Annotated in this window: 14 protein-coding genes; 8 read left to right on the top strand and 6 right to left on the bottom strand. The window is 44.4% G+C overall.

The window, feature by feature from the left end:
- Positions 1-101 precede the first annotated feature (101 nt).
- On the top strand, positions 102-902 hold the full coding sequence (locus tag ACED41_RS05700) for a vancomycin high temperature exclusion protein (protein WP_017063589.1): 801 nt from the start codon (positions 102-104) through the stop codon (positions 900-902).
- Positions 903-1098: 196 nt separating this feature from the next.
- The gene (locus ACED41_RS05695; protein WP_048607137.1) at positions 1099-2469 is read left to right on the top strand and encodes a DASS family sodium-coupled anion symporter; all 1371 of its coding nucleotides are present in this window, start codon (positions 1099-1101) and stop codon (positions 2467-2469) included.
- A gap of 254 nt (positions 2470-2723) precedes the next feature.
- Here ACED41_RS05695 and ACED41_RS05690 read toward each other — a convergent pair whose 3' ends face one another.
- Complete coding sequence (locus tag ACED41_RS05690; protein WP_065585186.1) at positions 2724-4019, bottom strand: GGDEF domain-containing protein; 1296 nt, start codon at positions 4017-4019, stop codon at positions 2724-2726.
- Between the two features lie 303 nt (positions 4020-4322).
- Between ACED41_RS05690 and ACED41_RS05685 the strand changes: the two genes are divergently transcribed.
- Complete coding sequence (locus ACED41_RS05685; protein WP_017063586.1) at positions 4323-5147, top strand: DUF2797 domain-containing protein; 825 nt, start codon at positions 4323-4325, stop codon at positions 5145-5147.
- Positions 5148-5298: 151 nt separating this feature from the next.
- On the opposite strand, the gene ACED41_RS05680 is transcribed toward ACED41_RS05685, so the two are convergent.
- Both ACED41_RS05680 and ACED41_RS05675 read right to left on the bottom strand, forming a co-directional pair.
- Entirely contained in the window at positions 5299-6549 is a 1251-nt protein-coding gene (locus ACED41_RS05680) for a diguanylate cyclase (protein WP_371724629.1), read from the bottom strand.
- A 350-nt stretch (positions 6550-6899) separates the two neighbouring features.
- Positions 6900-7784, bottom strand: coding sequence for a LysR family transcriptional regulator (locus tag ACED41_RS05675; RefSeq protein WP_371724628.1), 885 nt, complete (start codon positions 7782-7784; stop codon positions 6900-6902).
- Between the two features lie 227 nt (positions 7785-8011).
- Here ACED41_RS05675 and ACED41_RS05670 point away from each other — a divergent pair, with 227 nt between their 5' ends.
- Complete coding sequence (locus ACED41_RS05670; RefSeq protein WP_371724627.1) at positions 8012-8683, top strand: type 1 glutamine amidotransferase domain-containing protein; 672 nt, start codon at positions 8012-8014, stop codon at positions 8681-8683.
- A gap of 156 nt (positions 8684-8839) precedes the next feature.
- Here ACED41_RS05670 and ACED41_RS05665 read toward each other — a convergent pair whose 3' ends face one another.
- The 3 genes from ACED41_RS05665 to ACED41_RS05655 all read right to left on the bottom strand — a co-directional run bounded on the left by ACED41_RS05665 (position 8840) and on the right by ACED41_RS05655 (position 13165).
- Positions 8840-10075, bottom strand: coding sequence for a cysteine desulfurase-like protein (locus tag ACED41_RS05665; protein WP_371724626.1), 1236 nt, complete (start codon positions 10073-10075; stop codon positions 8840-8842).
- Entirely contained in the window at positions 10059-10715 is a 657-nt protein-coding gene (locus ACED41_RS05660; RefSeq protein WP_371724625.1) for a 2OG-Fe dioxygenase family protein, read from the bottom strand. Before ACED41_RS05660 ends, ACED41_RS05665 begins: the two co-directional genes overlap by 17 nt.
- Positions 10716-11497: 782 nt before the next feature.
- Entirely contained in the window at positions 11498-13165 is a 1668-nt protein-coding gene (locus ACED41_RS05655; protein WP_017066195.1) for a diguanylate cyclase, read from the bottom strand.
- Between the two features lie 529 nt (positions 13166-13694).
- On the opposite strand from ACED41_RS05655, the gene trxB reads away from it, so the two are divergent.
- The 4 genes from trxB (at position 13695) to azu (ending at position 19041) form a co-directional block, all read left to right on the top strand.
- On the top strand, positions 13695-14654 hold the full coding sequence (gene trxB, locus ACED41_RS05650) for a thioredoxin-disulfide reductase (protein ID WP_004733400.1): 960 nt from the start codon (positions 13695-13697) through the stop codon (positions 14652-14654).
- A 161-nt stretch (positions 14655-14815) separates the two neighbouring features.
- Positions 14816-16600 (top strand): cysteine/glutathione ABC transporter permease/ATP-binding protein CydD, encoded by a 1785-nt coding sequence (gene cydD / locus ACED41_RS05645; RefSeq protein WP_371724624.1) that lies wholly within the window; start codon positions 14816-14818, stop codon positions 16598-16600.
- A complete protein-coding gene (gene cydC, locus ACED41_RS05640; RefSeq protein ID WP_371724623.1) occupies positions 16593-18314 on the top strand; it encodes a cysteine/glutathione ABC transporter ATP-binding protein/permease CydC in 1722 nt (573 codons plus the stop codon). The genes cydD and cydC overlap by 8 nt, the downstream gene beginning before the upstream one ends.
- Before the next feature lie 274 nt (positions 18315-18588).
- A complete protein-coding gene (gene azu / locus ACED41_RS05635) occupies positions 18589-19041 on the top strand; it encodes an azurin (protein WP_017063577.1) in 453 nt (150 codons plus the stop codon).
- Positions 19042-19046 lie beyond the last annotated feature (5 nt).

Genomic DNA, 19046 nt, shown 5'->3' with positions numbered 1-19046 from the left:
TTTCTTTAAACTGTCTTGTCTTTTTAACTGATTTTTCTCATTTTTATTTGGTATTATCGAGCACTCAAAAATTAATGCTCAGTGAAAGGACCATACCGAGAGTGAAATTTGATTCTCACATTATCCGTAGCTACATAAAAAAAGCTTACAAAAAACTGCAAGGTTTTCTGTTTGGCGCTTTCCTCGTGTTCTTAGTAGGCAGCGCTGCGGTTATTGCGATCGATTATTGGGTTTCATGGCAAGCGGAAGATCGCATCATCTACGATATAGATGAAGTGCCCGAGCTTGAGGTCGCCGTTGTGCTTGGCACGAGCAAATATTTGGGTCGAACACTCAACGACTATTATAAGCACCGAATCGAAGCCGCGATTGAGCTGTTCGACCGTGAAAAAGTCGACCAGTTTCTGTTAAGTGGTGATAACGCTCATCGCTCTTACAATGAGCCGTGGACGATGAAACGCGACTTGCTGAAAGCGGGTGTACCCGATGAACGCATTAACCTCGATTACGCAGGCTTTAGAACCTTAGACTCGATTGTTCGCGCTAAAAAGATCTTCGACACCGACAACTTCCTGATCATTACTCAGAAATTCCACTGTGAAAGAGCACTATTTATCGCTAATTCTTACGATATTCATGCACAATGTTTAGCGGTTTCAGGCCCTACTCATCATTCAGGCACCTCTATCCGTTTGCGTGAAGTTTTTGCGCGTACCAAAGCCTTCTTAGATTTGTATATTATGGGGACAACGCCAAAGTTCCTTGGACCTAAAGAGCCCATTCAATCGAGTCCAAAACCGGAATCATTTCCGATCCCAAACCCTATGACTGACCCCTCTGTAAACCCTGTTGTAGATCCTACAACAAACCCTATTGCAGACCCAGCAGAGACAGATGTGTAGAAAACTACACATTTTGAATTTGTTGCCTCACATTTCCCCACTGTTACACAAAAACACACCAACACGCCTTTATTAACTTAAGTAACATTCTCCCAACAAAGTCTGACCCTACATCAAGCTATATACCTCGAAAATAATAAGCACGACTCAATGAAGTCGTGCACCAATAAAACGAGGATAACAAAAGGAGCGTCTTATGACGGCACTTGTTACTACACTGAAACACTGGTTGTTTACCCGCAACAGCATGATATTAATTGGTAATTTCACGCTATTTGCAGTTTTGCTCAATACCCTGCCATTCGAAGCGCAAGTGAATACAGGTTTAAGTATTCTCGTGTTCGTTGCCATTCTATGGTTAACCGAAGCTATTCACGTCAGCATCACCGCTTTGCTCGTTCCCCTATTGGCTGTCTTGTTTGGTGTGTTCAATACGCCCGCAGCGCTGGCTAACTTTTCAAACCCGATCATCTTCTTATTCATGGGTGGCTTCGCATTAGCAGCTGCACTGAACAAGCAAGAGCTAGATAAAGCGATAGCTGACAAAGTGCTGCTGATAGCAAAAGGCAGAATGTCGGTCGCTGTGTTCATGTTGTTCGGTGTGAGTGCAGGTCTATCAATGTGGATCTCAAACACAGCCACCACAGCAATGATGCTTCCTCTTGTTCTTGGCATCATGAACAAGGTTGACCAAAGTGAAGACCGCAACACCTACGTGTTCGTACTACTGGGTATTGCTTACTGTGCTTCAATCGGTGGTATCGCAACCTTGGTTGGTAGCCCACCAAACGCAATTGCGGCGGCAGAAGTTGGCTTGAGCTTCACAGAGTGGATGGCACTTGGCCTACCAATCTCAATGATCTTACTGCCAATCGCGATGATTATTCTTTACGTGATGACTAAGCCGAAGCTTGACCACAAATTCGAGCTAGACCATGCCCCAGTTGAATGGACAAACAGCAAGAAAATCACACTGTCTATCTTCCTTCTAACCGTAACGCTTTGGATATTCGGTAAACCAATCAACGCAATGATTGGCGGATTCTCTAAATTTGATAGCTTAGTAGCGATTGGCGCAATTGTACTGCTTGGCGCTTCTAGAGCGGTGGAATGGAAAGACGTTGAGAAGACAACGGACTGGGGTGTTCTTATCCTATTCGGTGGTGGTATCTGCTTAAGTAACATTCTAAAAGCGACAGGAACCAGCGTATTCTTAGCACACTCACTAAGCGGATTTTTAGAAACAGCTGGCGTACTGCTTACGATTCTAGCCGTGGTAGCGTTCGTGGTATTCCTAACGGAATTTGCGAGTAACACAGCGAGTGCAGCACTTCTGGTGCCAGTATTCGCAACCATCGCTGAAGCACTTGGTATGTCGCCAGTTATTTTGTCTGCACTGATCGCTGTTGCTGCGTCTTGTGCCTTCATGCTTCCTGTTGCAACACCACCAAACGCAATCGTGTTTGGCTCGGGTCACATCAAGCAGAAAGAGATGATGCGAATCGGTATGGTGTTGAACCTAGTTTGTATCCTAGTTCTGACTCTGTTCGCTTGGATCTTCTGGTAAACACTAACGTTCTATAAGCGCATGCTTACAGGAATGCTCCCCTAAACTGGTTGAACTTCCCCCGGTTCAACCAAGACAAAAATGCCCGTTCAGCGTAAGCAAGCACTGAACGGGCATATAAAAACAAGAAACGCTTTCCCTTTTGGTGGCCCCGCGCCACCTTTTTTGTTTTGGCTTTTGGGAGAAGAACCATAAAAACGCCACACGTCACATATGCACGTGTGGCTTATAAACTCATCAAAACAATTTTCAGATTAGTGACTCAAGATCACCTGGTTTCGACCTGAATGCTTTGCTTGATATAAAGCTTCATCAGCGCGAGCAATGGTCTCTGTCACTCGCTCTTGCTTCATCTCGGCAACACCGATACTGCATGTCAGCGGATCGCCATGAACCCAAAGGTGCTGGCTAACCAATAATCGAATGCGTTCAGCTTTTATCTGCGCCTCTCCGGCTTCGGTCTCAGGGCAAAAAACAATGAACTCTTCACCACCCCATCTCACCAACTTGTCGGTAGCGCTGATCGAACTGCCCACCACCATGCTGAACTCGCGTAAAATATGGTCACCCATTTGATGTCCGTACTTGTCATTTACACTCTTGAAGTAGTCGATATCGAGATACAACATACCCAGCTTGCCATGTCCTTGCTTCACATGTTGTGACTGCATTTTCAACCAATCACGAATCGCGTGGCGGTTTAGTATTCCGGTTAACTCATCACGATGGGCCATCTCTGAAAATTCAAAATTCTGTTCTCTCAGTGCGCGATTGACGTTCTTTAAGTGGTGATGTCTTTTCTCTGCGATCACCATGCGTTTTCTTGAACGGTTTAACTCTGACAGCAAGAATACGGTGCCCGTCCCCACCCACACAAACAGTAGGATCATGAACAAGCTTTCTGCGGTGATATACGAACCTTCGAACTCAATACTGCGGATGACGATTCTGTGGTGACCGAGTTTCGCTCCAGACGCAGTAGCAAACTCAACCATATTCACATTCGAAAATTCAGGGGCCGAATGCTCTAACGCAATGTCGTTGTCAGCCAGCCACCATGTCATCACTTGCAGATTTTTGATCGGGATTTCAATCACACCACCATCGATTCCTGGAGAAAACTCCATCCCATTGTACTTGTGCGTGTACTCGTCATCAGGAACTGAATAAGCAGGGTTGTAGTTACGTAGATAGGTTCTCAAACGGCCACTAGAGTCAGCCTCCGCATGGTAATCAATGTTCACTCTAAAGGTGTGGTACTGAGAAAGGTCAAGGCCCGAGGTGATGTCAGGGTTGATACGAATCGACAGCCCACAGTAAGGCCACGGATACTCAGATTCTTTAAGTTCACAATCGAGAGTGTACTGTCCATTTTCATAGGATAACTGGGACGTACTGACTCCCCTATCAACTTGATCACTGGTCGCGATAAATTCATATTTATCAGGGGTAATTGCCGTTATCACACGATTTCCGCTCACACGGTAATACTGCACAATGGCAAGCGTTGCGATAACTAGAAAGATAACAATCTTATGGATCCACTTCACGTCTAAGCTTCCTGCTTAATATCCCTATAGTTGGGATTTCACGATAAAAAACAAGTTAGATAAATTAGTGATCTTAATACCAATAAATCACTAAAAAACGTTATATCACGCCCGAACAAAATGTCATACTATATTTTAATGCATGTATTTGCTGTTGATTATTCACGGCGAGAATCAAGTAATATTGCGTATAAAAACAGGCTCTATTTGTTATACTCATCGCATAATCATCGTTAACCGTACTGCCTGCTCACAGCGCAATCGAGTCGACGAAATAATAATCAAAATACAACGAGTAATGTCATGTCTTTATTAGCAAAAGGAACACTCAAAAAGATGAGTGCTTCCCTTGATGGCGCGGTTACCTACCGTTTGCCTGTAGGCGAAGAGTTTGTAGAGCTAAACCCTCTGATTGGTAAAACCATCAACCTCACTCACACCGGCAATATTTTTTGCTGCTCATGTGGTAAGAAAACTAAGAAGAGCTACTCTCAAGGCCACTGTTTTGTGTGCATGAAAAAGCTAGCAAGCTGCGACATGTGCATCATGAAGCCAGAGACTTGTCACTACGATGAAGGCACGTGTCGCGAGCCTCAATGGGGTGAAGAGAACTGCATGGTTGATCACTTCGTTTACCTATCGAACACATCAAGCCTAAAAGTAGGTATCACTCGTCACACTCAAATCCCTACCCGTTGGATTGACCAAGGCGCGACTCAAGGTTTGCCTATCTTGAAGGTAAAAACACGTCAGATTTCTGGCCTGATCGAAGTTGAGTTAGCAAAGCACATTGCTGACAAAACCAACTGGCGCACGCTGCTTAAAGGCGACGGCGACGATATGGAATTGGTAGAAAAAGCCAAAGAACTGTTGCCGTTGGTTGAGGATAAAATCCAAGAGATCAGAGCGAAGTTTGGTGATGATGCTATCGAGATTCTGAGCGAAAACATCACTTCATTGAGCTACCCAGTTGAACAGCACCCAGTGAAGATTGTGTCGCATAACTTTGATAAGAACCCTGAAGTGACAGGCGTACTTCAAGGCATTAAAGGCCAATACCTAATCCTAGATACTGGTGTGATTAACATCCGTAAATTTGGTTCTTACGAAGTGGAAGTGTCGGCATAACTTGTAGAACTTAAACGTTTCTTATAGTTAGAGGCGTTTCTTATAGTTAGAAGCGCTTAGTGAATAGCCAAAAAATAAAATGCCCTCAAGTGATGACTTGAGGGCATTTTTCGTTGTCGATCCTATTCGCTTTCGATGACGATTTTAGGCGTTAGAGCGCAACCACATCTCCGTCTACACAATTCTTGCCGTTGGCTTTCGCGCGATAGAGAGATTGATCGGTTAAATTCACGAGTGCATCAATCGTGACACCGTCTTCACAGGCTTGGCTATCACTGATTCCGATACTGACACTCGAATTAAATCGTAACTGTTCATCGATTCTGAATTCAACTTGATTGAACTGTTGGCGAATCTCTTCTGACACTTCGTGTGCTGTTTCAAGAGACGTGTTTGGGATAAATATAATGAACTCTTCGCCACCCCAACGGCCTGCGACTCCGCCGGCTTTCTCGGCACTGCGCTTGGTAATATTAGCCAAAGCACAAATGACCTCATCACCGACCATATGGCCGTAAGTATCATTGATCGATTTGAAGTCATCGATATCAAGCAGCATACTGACGACATGAGTATCAGAGGCAATATGTTCCCTTAACCACTCATAAATCGCTCTGCGATTGAGTAAGTCAGTCATTTCATCGTAATTCGCTTGATGAACCAATTGCTTTTCCAACATCACCTTTTGAGTCACATCTTCGAGTACAACCTGAACGGCTGGCTGACCTTTCCAAGTAATCGCATTGTCGTAAATATTGAAGAACCGATGAACGCCATCGAACCCAATATTTTCAACCACAGTGCTGGTTCCCGACAACTCACCCGACACGATCGCTTGATAGTGCTTACTGATGCCATCCGTATTCTGTTTTGGCACCAATGTAAGGATAGAGTCCAGCTTTAAAACTTGTTCTATGGAAGAACCACCCTGCATTTTAACCCACGATTGATTGACCATCAGCGGCTTGAAATCTCGGTGAACCAAGATGCCCTGCCCAGATTGCATGATCATATCGTGGTACATTTTATCTTGTTCGCGCACTACGTTTTGCAGCTGAATCGCAGGGGAAAGATCGATCACCGTGACTTGCAGTGCAGGTCTTCCCTGCCACTCCGTCACATGGTCGATAGAAAACACGGTGAACTCTCTGCCATTACGATCAACATTGGTATAGGTGTGAACCTGCGGGTCGCGTTGACCACTGACCGTTTCAAGGTAATTTTGATAGGCGAGAACATGATAATCTTCTGAGATTAAATCTAGAAAGCTATCGATATTAGAAAGTAGTTCTTCGGGCGATTGGTATCCATAGATGCGAGCATAGTTAGCGTCAACACTAACTACATTCATATCTTGAATAGTTATTACACCGTACGTGGATTCGAAATTTATTGAAGACATTGCCAACTCCGCACTCTAGCTATACTTCATAAACTGGAGCATAACAACATATCCTGCCAACGCTTCCACAGAATCTATCACGCGTTAGGGACATTAATATGGTATCTAGTATATCGTACTGTTGAGGACTTCTCTACAATTCAATCGCTAACACCAGTTATCAAAAGTAGACAAGTCTCTCATTCCTATTACGCGCGTCAAAAAACAAAAAAAGATAACGTATATCTATTTAAGCATTAGCTTTTCTGTTTTCGACCTTAAAGTAGGTAGCTAGCGCTAATCACAACTCTTTTCAAACCCGTTCATTATTCACTTCTATCGTGTTGGTTGTTCGCTTGAAAGCTAGTCAATTATTCATTCCAATCCGAAAAGTAAGCGACTAAGAAGTCGATCGCCAACCGTGCTCTCTGGGGTAAAAAACGACGATTTTGATATACGACCCAACTGCTGGTTCCTGCTCCCCAATACTCTTCTAACACAGGGACCAGTTTTCCATTGCTAAGACTGCCATTGAAACTGCTTTTAGGAAGATAAACGATGCCAAGCCCCTCTTCACATGCTTTCAGTACTGCGCTCGAATTGTTACTGCGCCAGCGTCCATGTACTCGCACTGCATTTAACGGTTTGCCCTCTTTCTCAAATAGCCACTGATCACTGTTGGCGATAATACAGCTGTGCATTTTTAACTGCTCTGGATGAGTCGGCGTACCAAATTGCTCTATGTAGTCTTTACTGGCTGCCGCCGCCATCGGGCGATCGACGAGCTTTCTTGCCACCAATCCTGAATCGTCCAATCGACCATAACGAATGGCAAAGTCGATACCATCTTCGATGAAGTTCACCATCTTAGTATTGAAGTTCATTTCTATGGTGAGTTCAGGATGATCTTTGGCAAATTCCATCAGCGCTGTCGCAACATGATTTTCTGCAAATGCACCCGCAGCACTAACACGTAATGTACCGCTAAGCTGAGTTTGTTGAGACGTGACTTGTTCATTCGCTTGTTGCAGCCCAATCACCAAGTCTTTGCACTGCTGATAATAGGTATGACCCGATTCGGTCAGGCTCACCATCCGTGTTGAACGCGCAAGCAACGCCACTCCCACTCTCTCTTCCAACCTTGAAACCTGCCGACTCACATGGCTGGTACTGCAACCTAACTGTTTGGCGGCCGCTGAAAAGCCGTGGCACTCAGCAACTGCAACAAATTCGTTAATCCCTTCAAAGCTATCCATACTTAATCTACTCGTATTTTATCTTTGCTATATAGCAACAATGTTTTGCCTGTTTAGCATATTATCACCTAATTGGTTTAGAACTAGTATTAGAAACAACAAGACGGCGATAGCTAAGTAACAACGCGATACCAAGCTCTAAGCGCTAGCGCCTAACGAACAGCATCAGTGCTTAACGAAAAGCGTCAGCACCTAAATAAAAAAACAGCAGCTCAAAGGGACGAACCATGAAAAAAATACTAATTCCAGTGACTAACCACGCAACACTAGGCGATACAGATCAAGCGAATGGTACTTATGCGCCTGAACTGACTCATGCTCTCAAAGAGATCATTGCTGCGGGTTTTGAGTACGACATCGCTTCTATCAAGGGTGGTAAAGGCCCATTGTACGGAACCGATATTGAAGGGGATTCAGTAAACGCTGAGATCTTGGCTGATGATGACTTCCAAAACCGCATCAACAATACGATTCCTGTAAACCAAATTAATGCAGAAAGCTACGATGCTATCTTCTACCCAGGTGGTTTCGGTTTGCTTTCAGACCTAGCAACCAACGAGCAATTCGCTGCTATTGCGGCTAAGCATTACGAAGATGGTGGTGTGATTGCGGCAGTATGTCATGGCCCAGCAGCCCTGCTACCTATCGTACTGAGCAATGGCGAAACACTTCTGAGCTCTAAATCGGTGACGGGCTTTACACGTGAAGAAGAGATCGACTTTGGTACCATCAACGACATTCCATTCCTACTGGAAGAGTCGCTTGCTCGTGGCGCAGCGCGTTTCAACAAGGTTCAACCGTGGCAAAAACTTGTGATTGTTGATGAGCGAGTCATTACAGGCCAGAACCCGACTAGCGCACACGCAGTGGGTGTAGCCATTGTTGAGCAGCTTTCTTAATCGAATCGCTGTCTTGACTAGGTCACTGGCGCTAACTAAATAAGCACGGTGAAACGAAAAAGAGCATACTTCCTACTCAATATTCTTGAGAGAAGTATGCTCTTTTCTAATTCTGTAGCGATTATAGTGCTAGTGACTTCTTGCTAATTACTTCTGCTAATGGCTTCGCAAGATCCCTTCAAGCACATTGAACAGCAAGTCGATTTCTTCAATCGAGTTATAATGCATACAACCAATACGCACCACGCCCTGCTCTTCAATACCCAACTGTTTCACCAAACCTAGCGCGTAGAAGTGTCCGTTCCACACACAGATATTATGCTCACCCAGCTTCTTAGCGATGAACTCTGGAGAGTGGTTATCAAAGGTGATGGCGAACGTTGGCGTTCTCAGGTTCGAATCAAACTCCGTTTTACCATAAAGTTTTGCCCCTTCAAGATCAGACAAGCGTTTAAGGAAGTACTCACTCAGTTGGCTCTCATGCTTATTATAAAGCGCGTAGCTTTGCTCTAAACGAGAACGCAATGAGTCGGTTGGCTCACCAAACTGCGCCAAGTAATCTACTGCTGCAATCACACCTGCAAGTCCTTCGAAACTTTGTGTTCCGGTTTCAAAACGGCCTGGACCAATATTAGTGGCAGGCTCTACCTTGTATGGCTTTAACGTATGCAGCCATTGAGGTGCAATGTAAGCAATACCCACATGCGGGCCGAAGAACTTATAAGCTGAACACGCTAAGAAATCACAATTCAGTTGTTGAACATCGATCAAGTGATGAGGAGCGTAGTGAACCGCATCAACATAAACCTGAGCACCGTGCTGATGTGCAAGCTCGATAACTTTCGCCATGTCGACAATCGAGCCCGTGGTGTTCGAAGCAAACGTCACAGCAACAAGCTTAGTCTTCTCATTTAACAGCGACTCAAAGTGCGCCATGTCTAGGCTACAATCCGACTCGTCGACACGAACTTGGCGAACAATCGCGCCTTTGTCGTCTGCTGCTTGCTGCCAGCTTGATACATTCGAGTAATGGTCTAACGCAGTAACGATAACTTCATCGCCCTCTTTCCAATCTCGGCTGATCGCGCGGCTAAGTTGGAAGGTCAGCGAGGTCATGTTCGCACCGAACACAACGTTGCCAGAAGATTCCGCATTGAGTAGCGCTTGTGCCGCTTCTCTCGCTTGCTGCATTAAACCTGTGGTCTTCTGGCTAGAAAAGTAATGACCGCCTAGGTTTGAATTAAAGTGGCCAAGATATTCCATCATGGATGCTAAAACATTTTCAGGAACCTGAGAGCCACCTGGCCCATCAAAAAAGGTCACCGGCTTACCGTTATGGTATTGGCCTAGCGCGCTAAACTGCTGGCGCACATCATTAAGAGTGAAGGACATTGCGCGCATCCTTAGCCGTTAGAACAAACACATCCATATAGCCCATCTCATCGTGGTCTATGGTACGAATCGGTTGTGCGTTGTGCCAAAGCTTGCTGTCGGCCAGCATTGCGACTTCACCGTCTTCAAGCACTTTTCTAAAGAATGGCGCTTCATGTGAATCTTGGTACAGCATTATCTCGCCACCCACAATGTTATGACGGTTAACACCAATTAAAGCGATGTGGTCGAAGCCATCTTGGTGAACACCTTCTGGCGCAACCTGTGTCTCTTCAAAAATGGCAGCGATACGGATTTGGTGGATTTCGATTTCTTGCCCGTCTTCAAGCCCATTGGTTTCAATAAACAGTTCACACATTTCTTGCATGCCTTCACTGCTTAGAATATTCGCTTCAATCGGCTCGAACTGACGAACAACGTCACCTTGAAAGTGATTAATGTTTTCAGACTGAACAAAGTTATGTTTGTCTTGCTCAACGACTTGTCCATTACTGAATTGAACCACCGAGTATCTTCTCAATCGAAACTGGCCATCCGCATGCTCTGTGCTTGGTAGCTTAGAGAATGATGGTGACAACTCCTCAACCGCGTGGTTACTGAGGTGGGTAATATGTAGGGTATTTTCGTGAGCATGTAACATCATCGACTCCTTAATGATTGTTAATTTACTTTCGATATTTAACGCTTTGTTTACATAAAGGATACTTGAAGATCTTGTCAAATCAACATTAAACAATCATTTATCCCGTCAGATTTAATAATTCAGACACTAAATCCAACCTGAAATCAAAAAGCAGTGTATAACACCAGAATAAAAGATGACCAACTCTTAAAACTAGCACACTCCACTAGCTAGTTATAAATCCCTACAAATTTAAATTTAACGATATTATTAACTGGTAAGCCATGTTTCATATTGTGTTAGCCCTTGCACTTCAATACGCCAGCCTCCTTGCATGAACTCAAGCACCACGCTCACCATCATTCATTTCTATGCTTTTGCACAGCAAAATACGACCTACCTATCAATTGCCAAGCTATTGATTATTTACACAACAAACTGAAATTGGTTAATTTATGAGTACGCCAGAAACCAAATGCCTTTGCTTGCGCGTCTGGAACAGGTCGAGTTCGGGGGGAACTCGGCCGCCCCAAATAGAGTGCTTTCTAATAAAACCTACAATTATAAATGATGCGTTTATTTGGAATATGATGGTCTGCCTTTATGTCCTAACTTAGAATTCGTTAAAAATAGGCGACTATAAAGATTGGGAATGTTCTACACAAAACAGATGAGAGGGTAAGCAAGCTTGAAAGGTTGGTTGCTAAAAGAGCCACCTTTGGTGACATTTACACCAAAAGTCAAAACGAAAATAAGTTAACTAGACTTAAAACGATTCACTTAGAAAATAGGGAATTTAGCTAACACTCAATTTCACTGGACTGATTTTTAAAACCGTTCTTCGAGCGCTTCTGCTGGTACATTCGCTGGTCAGCTAAGCTCAAACACTCAGAAAAATTGACACATTCAAAACTAGATGCGCTTCCAAAACTGAGGCCAGACTGAGGCCAATCAGCACTGCGAATTTGCTCTTCCACCTGAGTCACTCTAAGCTCAATCTGAGAATAGAGAGCCTCAACTTGTTTCTCTTTATCCACTTTCAACAACCAGATAAATTCGTCGCCACCAGCTCGATAAACCATTCCAAGGTCTGTAAATTTTTCTCGCATCATGCGGCTGGTGTATTCTAAAAAGCGATCCCCTTCATCATGACCATAAGTATCATTAATCGATTTAAGGCCATCACAATCGATGAAGACGATACAATAGGAATGATGTACTAATTGTTTACTCGCATCATTAAAATCCAGCCGGTTTCCAAGCCCCGTTAAACTATCCACCCTCGACTGGATATAGGTTTTCTGATGTTGATGTTGTTGAATCCGCAACCATTCAGTCAGTGACAATAAAATGCAGGTACAATCTATTGCTAATGCAACAACAACGATGACTTCTGTCGATCTCTGAGTCGGCAATGGTGCAAAATGCGCAAAAATGTAATATACCAAAGCCGTGCCATAACAAAGACCACCGATCAAATAATATTTAGCGACAAAGTTTCGTTGATAAACCATCAATACGCCAGTCACTATCATTGTCGGCACCCAGATTGCCGCAATTAAATGGGACATAACAAAAGTCAACGAAAACGGGGCAAAGACATTAATAAACCCGATAATGACACACAGCCAACTAAAGGCCTGAAAGGTAAGATTAATACGAATAAAATGCTGCGGAAATCCAAACAATAATCTTGTGTAATAGCAAGAAAAAGCAACCGCAAACGGAAACAATACCATTCCAAAATAAACTGGGTTCCAGCTTTGGCTTGGTAATAAGTACCCCCAAGCGCCTGAAGCGGCGAACCATCCCAGGCCATGTAGCCCAACATAACCTGCACAAGCCAGTGTGACTGGATGTTTAGTTTGAAAGTAACAAAAAAGAGCGAAAACTCCCAACGTTAGCATGACAGTAATAGAAGCTAATGTGAGCGTATTGTTGCGGAAAACGTGAATATAAAATGGATATTCAGGTTGAAGAGTGAAGTTAACTGCCTTTGGAAATTTCTTTGCTTCCAAGTAGAGCCAAAGTGTTCCAGATTCCTCCGCATTCAATATTAACGGGAAGCTTTGCCTATGCAGATGCAAGATACTCTTGTTACTTAATTGGCCAAAATCAAGTATTCGCCTTACTTGACCATTTGTTGATTGCCAGTAACCCCAACCTTGATCCAAATAGTTTGCATGGAGTGTAACTATTTGTTGTGACGACTTGATATCGGAGTTGGCCAAATCAACTCTCAACCCAAACGCCCCTTCACCACCAAATATCGTTTCAATCCTTGGAGAGGATTCAATGTGTTTTTTTAATATGGGAAAATCGACTGGATCAGATAACAAAGGCATTTCATACCATCTTACAGCTTCATTAGCTAACACAGATTGTTCCCCGCTGACCTGCAGCGGAGAAGCAAAAACCGAATTCAGGCACACAATAAACACATTGATAAAAAGGATTAGAATCTGCATAGAGTTCAAATGATTCCGTGCAATATATAAATATCAATAATAACACATACAAAAAAATAACAACTGAGAAACACTCAATAGTTCAAGTATTAACCAACATTACACCTGTTTGTAATCATGCCGTTCATACTAAAAGTGCGTCTTGTGGTCGCTTATCTGCACGCTAATTTTGATGAATTCTTGCAGCGTCTTTTAACGCAAACTTTTTAAAATAAAACATAGGATTCAGGTTCTCTTGTTTTTCTACTCATCAATGTATACGCAAAAAAGTAAATACTGCTATAGAAACACCATGATCAAGAAGGCCCTAAAAGTGAGCAATATGCATAGCTGTTTGCAAGAGCACTTTCCTTGACTTATCGCTATTGATCTAAGACACAGGATTACAAGACCATCATTTAGTTCGGTTATGTTCTAACGTATAACGATTAATTACACTTCTGCCCTTGTTTAACCTTTTATTGCCTCCATATTTTCCATACAATCCTAAGCGATTATAAATTAAAACAAATTCAATTTCGGAGTCCTCATGAGCGACGTAAAGCACTGTAATTTATTGATTCTTGGTTCTGGCCCTGCTGGCTATACAGCTGCAGTTTACGCTGCTCGTGCAAACCTAAACCCAGTACTTGTTACGGGTATGCAGCAAGGTGGTCAGCTTACAACCACAACAGAAGTGGAAAACTGGCCGGGTGATGCTGAAGGTTTAACGGGTCCAGCTCTAATGGATCGCATGAAAGAGCACGCAGAGCGCTTTGAAACAGAGATCCTGTTCGACCACATTAACGAAGTCGACCTTTCTAACCGCCCTTTCCGTCTTAAAGGCGATTCTGGCGAGTACACATGTGATGCGTTGATCATCTCAACAGGTGCATCAGCTAAGTACCTAGGTTTAGATTCTGAAGAAGCATTCAAAGGCCGTGGCGTTTCTGCTTGTGCAACGTGTGATGGTTTCTTCTATCGCAACCAGAAAGTAGCAGTTGTTGGTGGTGGTAACACGGCTGTTGAAGAAGCACTTTACCTGTCTAACATCGCATCTGAAGTTCACCTAGTTCACCGCCGTGACACGTTCCGCGCTGAAAAGATCCTAGTGAAACGTTTAATGGACAAAGTAGAGAACGGCAACATTGTTCTTCACACTGATCGCACGCTAGACGAAGTTCTGGGCGACGACATGGGCGTAACGGGCGTTCGTATTAAAGATACTCAGTCTGATAAGACAGAAGATATCGAAGTAATGGGCGCATTCATTGCTATCGGTCACCAACCAAACACTGAAATCTTCAAAGGCCAAGTCGACATGAAAGATGATTACATCATTGTTCAGTCTGGTCTTGAAGGTAACGCGACACAAACCAGCATCCCAGGCGTGTTCGCTGCAGGTGATGTAATGGACCACAACTACCGCCAAGCAATCACTTCTGCTGGTACAGGTTGTATGGCTGCACTGGATGCTGAACGCTTCCTAGATGGCCTTAACGATAAGTAAATCTGAGATTGCAGATTTGATTATCGGTGCTCTCGCCTCAGTAGATGCAGGGCGTCATCACATTTTGTTGTAAATCCCTAGAGCCCAGTGGTATATCCACTGGGCTTTCTTTTGTATACTAGCCGCCCTCAACAAATAATAATTATCATTAAGCCTTCATAATGGATAAGAAAAAACAACGCAGCTTGAACAAGTGGCTTAAGCAACAGAGTAAGTTAGCGAAACGCTGGCTTATGATTGCGATTAGCCTTGGCGTACTTTCAAGCGTGTTCTTAATTGCTCAAGCAGCTCTTCTCGCCTCTATTCTTCACCAGCTGGTCATCGAAAATGTCGATAAATCTGAACTGGTTGGTCATTTCGCAGGCTTGGCATTATCGGTCGTTGGCCGTGCTGGCTGTACATGGGGACGTGAGATCGCAGGTTATCGCTGTGGTGAACAGATCCGTGTCTACATCAGGCAACTCATCCTTGATAAGTTACGTGAGTTGGGCCCTGCTTATATCAAAGGCAAACCTGCGGGTACGTGGGCAACCCTGTTGCTAGAACAAGTCGAAGACATGCAAGACTTCTTCTCTCGTTACTTACCTCAGATGTCTTTGTCGGTAATGATTCCATTCATTATTTTGGTTGTGGTGTTCCCAGTAAACTGGGCAGCAGGACTGATCTTCTTGATTACTGCTCCACTGGTACCAATGTTCATGGCACTTGTGGGTATGAAAGCAGCTGATGCAAACCGTAAAAACTTCAAAGCACTGCAACGTCTTTCTGGTCACTTTTACGACCGTTTGCAGTCAATGACAACCATCCGTCTATTTGACCGCACAAACGCTGAAACAGAAGTATTGAAAGGTGCATCTGAGGTGTTCAGAACGCGCACCATGGATGTATTGAAGATCGCTTTCTTGTCGTCTGCAGTACTTGAGTTCTTCACGTCTATCTCGATTGCGATGACGGCGGTTTACTTTGGTTTCACTTACATCGGCGAGCTTAACTTCGGCCACTACGGCGTTGGCATTACGCTATTCGCAGGTTTGTTTATCCTTATCTTGGCGCCAGAGTTTTACCAACCTCTGCGTGATTTAGGTACTTTCTACCATGCGAAACAACAAGCGGTTGGCGCAGCGGAAAGTATTGTCGAGTTCCTAGAAACAGACATCACTAAAGTTAAATCAGGCGACACTCAGTTAGACCCGGCTCAAGGCATCAATATTGAAGCTCAAGATCTGAAAGTATTGAGCCCTGAAGGTGTTCAACTGGTTGGTCCTATCTCGTTCGCGCTTAACACTCGCCAATCGACTGCGTTAGTTGGCCCAAGTGGTGCAGGTAAAACAAGTTTGATCAACGCTATTCTTGGTTTCATGCCTTATGAAGGAAGCTTGAAAATCAATGGCATTGAACTGCGTGACCTAGACTTAGCCTCTTGGCGTAAAACCATTAGCTGGGTTGGTCAAAACCCGTTGCTACTGCACGGCACAATTCGTGACAACGTCACTCTAGGTAAGCACGATATCACTGACCAAGTTGTCGAGAACGCACTTGAGCAGTCTTTTGCTAACGAATTCGTAAATGAGCACGGCTTGGATTACATGATTTCTGATCGCTCTGGCGGTCTGTCTGTGGGTCAATCTCAGCGTTTGGCTCTGGCTCGCGCAATGATCCAAGACGGTCAGTTCTGGTTGCTCGATGAACCCACTGCCAGCCTAGATACTCGTAGCGAACAGTTGGTAATGAAAGGCATCAATAGCAACATCGAAAGCCGCACTGCCCTGCTTGTGACGCACCAACTCGCTCCACTTCAATCGGTCGATAACATTCTGGTTATGCGCGATGGTGGTCTGGTTGAACAAGGTCATTACTCTCAGCTTTCGACTGCGGGTGGTTTATTCGAAGAGATGCTTAACGCGAACTTAGCTCAACAAGATAATAAGGGTAATTTAGATGCGTGATTTACTGCCTTACCTGAAACTCTATAAAAAGCATTGGTTTGGCCTATCGCTAGGCATGCTATTGGCTTTTGCTACTCTGTCGGCTTCTATCGGCTTGTTAACGCTATCAGGTTGGTTTATTTCAGCTTCCGCGGTTGCTGGCCTGACGATTGCACGTGAAACCTTCAACTACATGCTACCGGGTGGTGGCGTACGTGGTTTGGCAATGAGCCGTACTGCGGGTCGTTGGGGTGAACGTGTTGTGAGCCACAATGCGACATTCAAACTGTTAACTGATTTACGTATCTTCTTCTTCAAGAAGCTGGCTCCGCTGATCCCAGGTCGTATTTCAAACCTTCGTGATGCTGACCTACTGAACCGTTTGGTTGCTGATGTCGATGCAATGGACCACGTTTACTTGCGCTTAGTAAGCCCAGTGACGGTGGGTGTGTTTGGGATCTTCTTCCTGACTCTGTTCTTGATGTGGTTTGATAGCTCACTAGGTTTAATCTTAGGTTCTATCCTTCTTGTCATGCTGTTGGTTTGGCCAATCTTGTTCTACAAGCTGGGTAAACGTAACGGCGGTGAACTGACACAAAACAAAGCGGATCTTCGTGTTACCACTCTGGATTGGATTGAAGGCTACAGCGAGCTAACTCTGTTCGGTGCTGAGGAGCGTTACCGTAATGCGATTCTAGAAACGCAACGCAAGCTGATGGCGAATCAGTTTGTGAACGCTAACCTAACCGGTATGGCTTCAGCAGCGCTAATGCTGTTCAACGGTTTGACGCTGGTTCTTATGCTTTGGCTTGCGGCTGACGGCGTGGGTGGTAATGCACCAGACCCGTTCATCGCGCTAATGGCATTCGCAACCATGGCAAGCTTCGAGCTATTAATGCCAATTGCAGGTGCATTCCAGCATTTAGGTCAAACTCTGTCTTCAGCTCGTCGCTTGAACGAAGTGATTCTGTCAGAACCTGAAGTTCAGTTTGCTGAAGAGAAGCTCGACATCAACAAGCCACTGGATATTACGTTCTCAAACGTGACGTTCAACTACCCTGACTCTGAGCGCAGTGTTCTGAACGCTGTCGACCTAACGATCCCTGCCACGCACAAGGTTGCGATTGTTGGTCAAACGGGTTCTGGTAAATCGACACTGATTCAGCTTCTGACTCGCTACTGGGATCCTAAAAAGGGTTACATCTCAATCGCGGGCATTGAACTGACTCAGTGGAATGAATCACAGCTTCGTGAATCAATCAGTGTGGTAAGCCAACGTGTCGACATTCTAAATGGTACTTTGCGTGACAACTTGTTGATTGCAAGACCAGAAGCGACCGATGATCACTTAGCGAATATCCTAAAAGATGTTGGTCTAGAAAAGCTGCTGGAGAATAACGCGCTTGATAGCTGGTTGGGTGACGGTGGTCGTCAACTGTCTGGTGGTGAGAAGCGCCGTGTTGGTATTGCACGTGCAATCCTTCATGATGCCCCTATCCTGCTTCTTGATGAGCCAACAGAAGGCTTAGATAAGCAAACAGAGCAAAGCATCATGACGCTGTTCGAGAAGCACTTCGAAGGCAAGACGGTTATTTTCATTACACACCGTTTGATTGGTCTGGAATCAATGGATTCTATCGTTCTGATTGAACAAGGCGAGATTGTTGAAAACGGCTCTCACGAGAAGCTGTTAAACGAAGAAGGACGTTATTTCCAACTTCGTCAGGCAATCTAGCTTCCCCTTAAGCTATAAAGAAAACTATTCAAAGCCCGAGTTTATGCTCGGGCTTTTTGTTGTCTGCGATTCTAGTCTCGAGCAACCATTCCCCCCTAAACGGTTGTTCATGCGCTGATTAGTTTTGCCCTTTCCTACAAAAACTTACCATTTACAAAGCAACGAGTTGCACACAATTCAAGTCGTAGCACATTACTATGATCATCTTTCTAGGATAATACGTATCAATCAACCTCATGGAATAACCTCCCCCTAAAATAATGGAGAACAGTGTATGTCTTTACGATTAATCGCAACAACGATAGCGCTTGTAGGTGCTAGCTTTACCGCTCAAGCGAGCTCGGAATGTGAAGTATCGATTGATGCTAGTGATCAAATGAAATTTTCAACTGACACATTAAGCGTTCCAGCGAGCTGTAAAGAAGTGAAGCTGACGCTAAACCATACTGGTTCTATGCCAGCCCAATCAATGGGTCACAACGTCGTTATAACAGACACTGCGTCGCTACAAGCAGTAGGCATCGATGGTATGTCGGCAGGTATCGACAATAACTACGTAAAACCTGACGACAGCCGCGTTTACGCCTTCACTCGTGTTATCGGTGGTGGCGAGTCAACCTCAATCACTTTCAGCACAGAGAAAATGACAGCCGGTGGCGACTACTCTTTCCTATGTTCATTCCCGGGCCACTGGGCAATCATGAAGGGCAAGTTTGAGTTTAAATAACTCGT

The sequence above is a fragment of the Vibrio sp. 1F255 genome, assembly GCF_041439145.1.
Taxonomy (GTDB): Bacteria; Pseudomonadota; Gammaproteobacteria; order Enterobacterales; family Vibrionaceae; genus Vibrio; species Vibrio crassostreae_C.
Note: the sequence above shows the minus strand (reverse complement) of the source record. Positions and strands in the feature narration are given on the sequence as shown.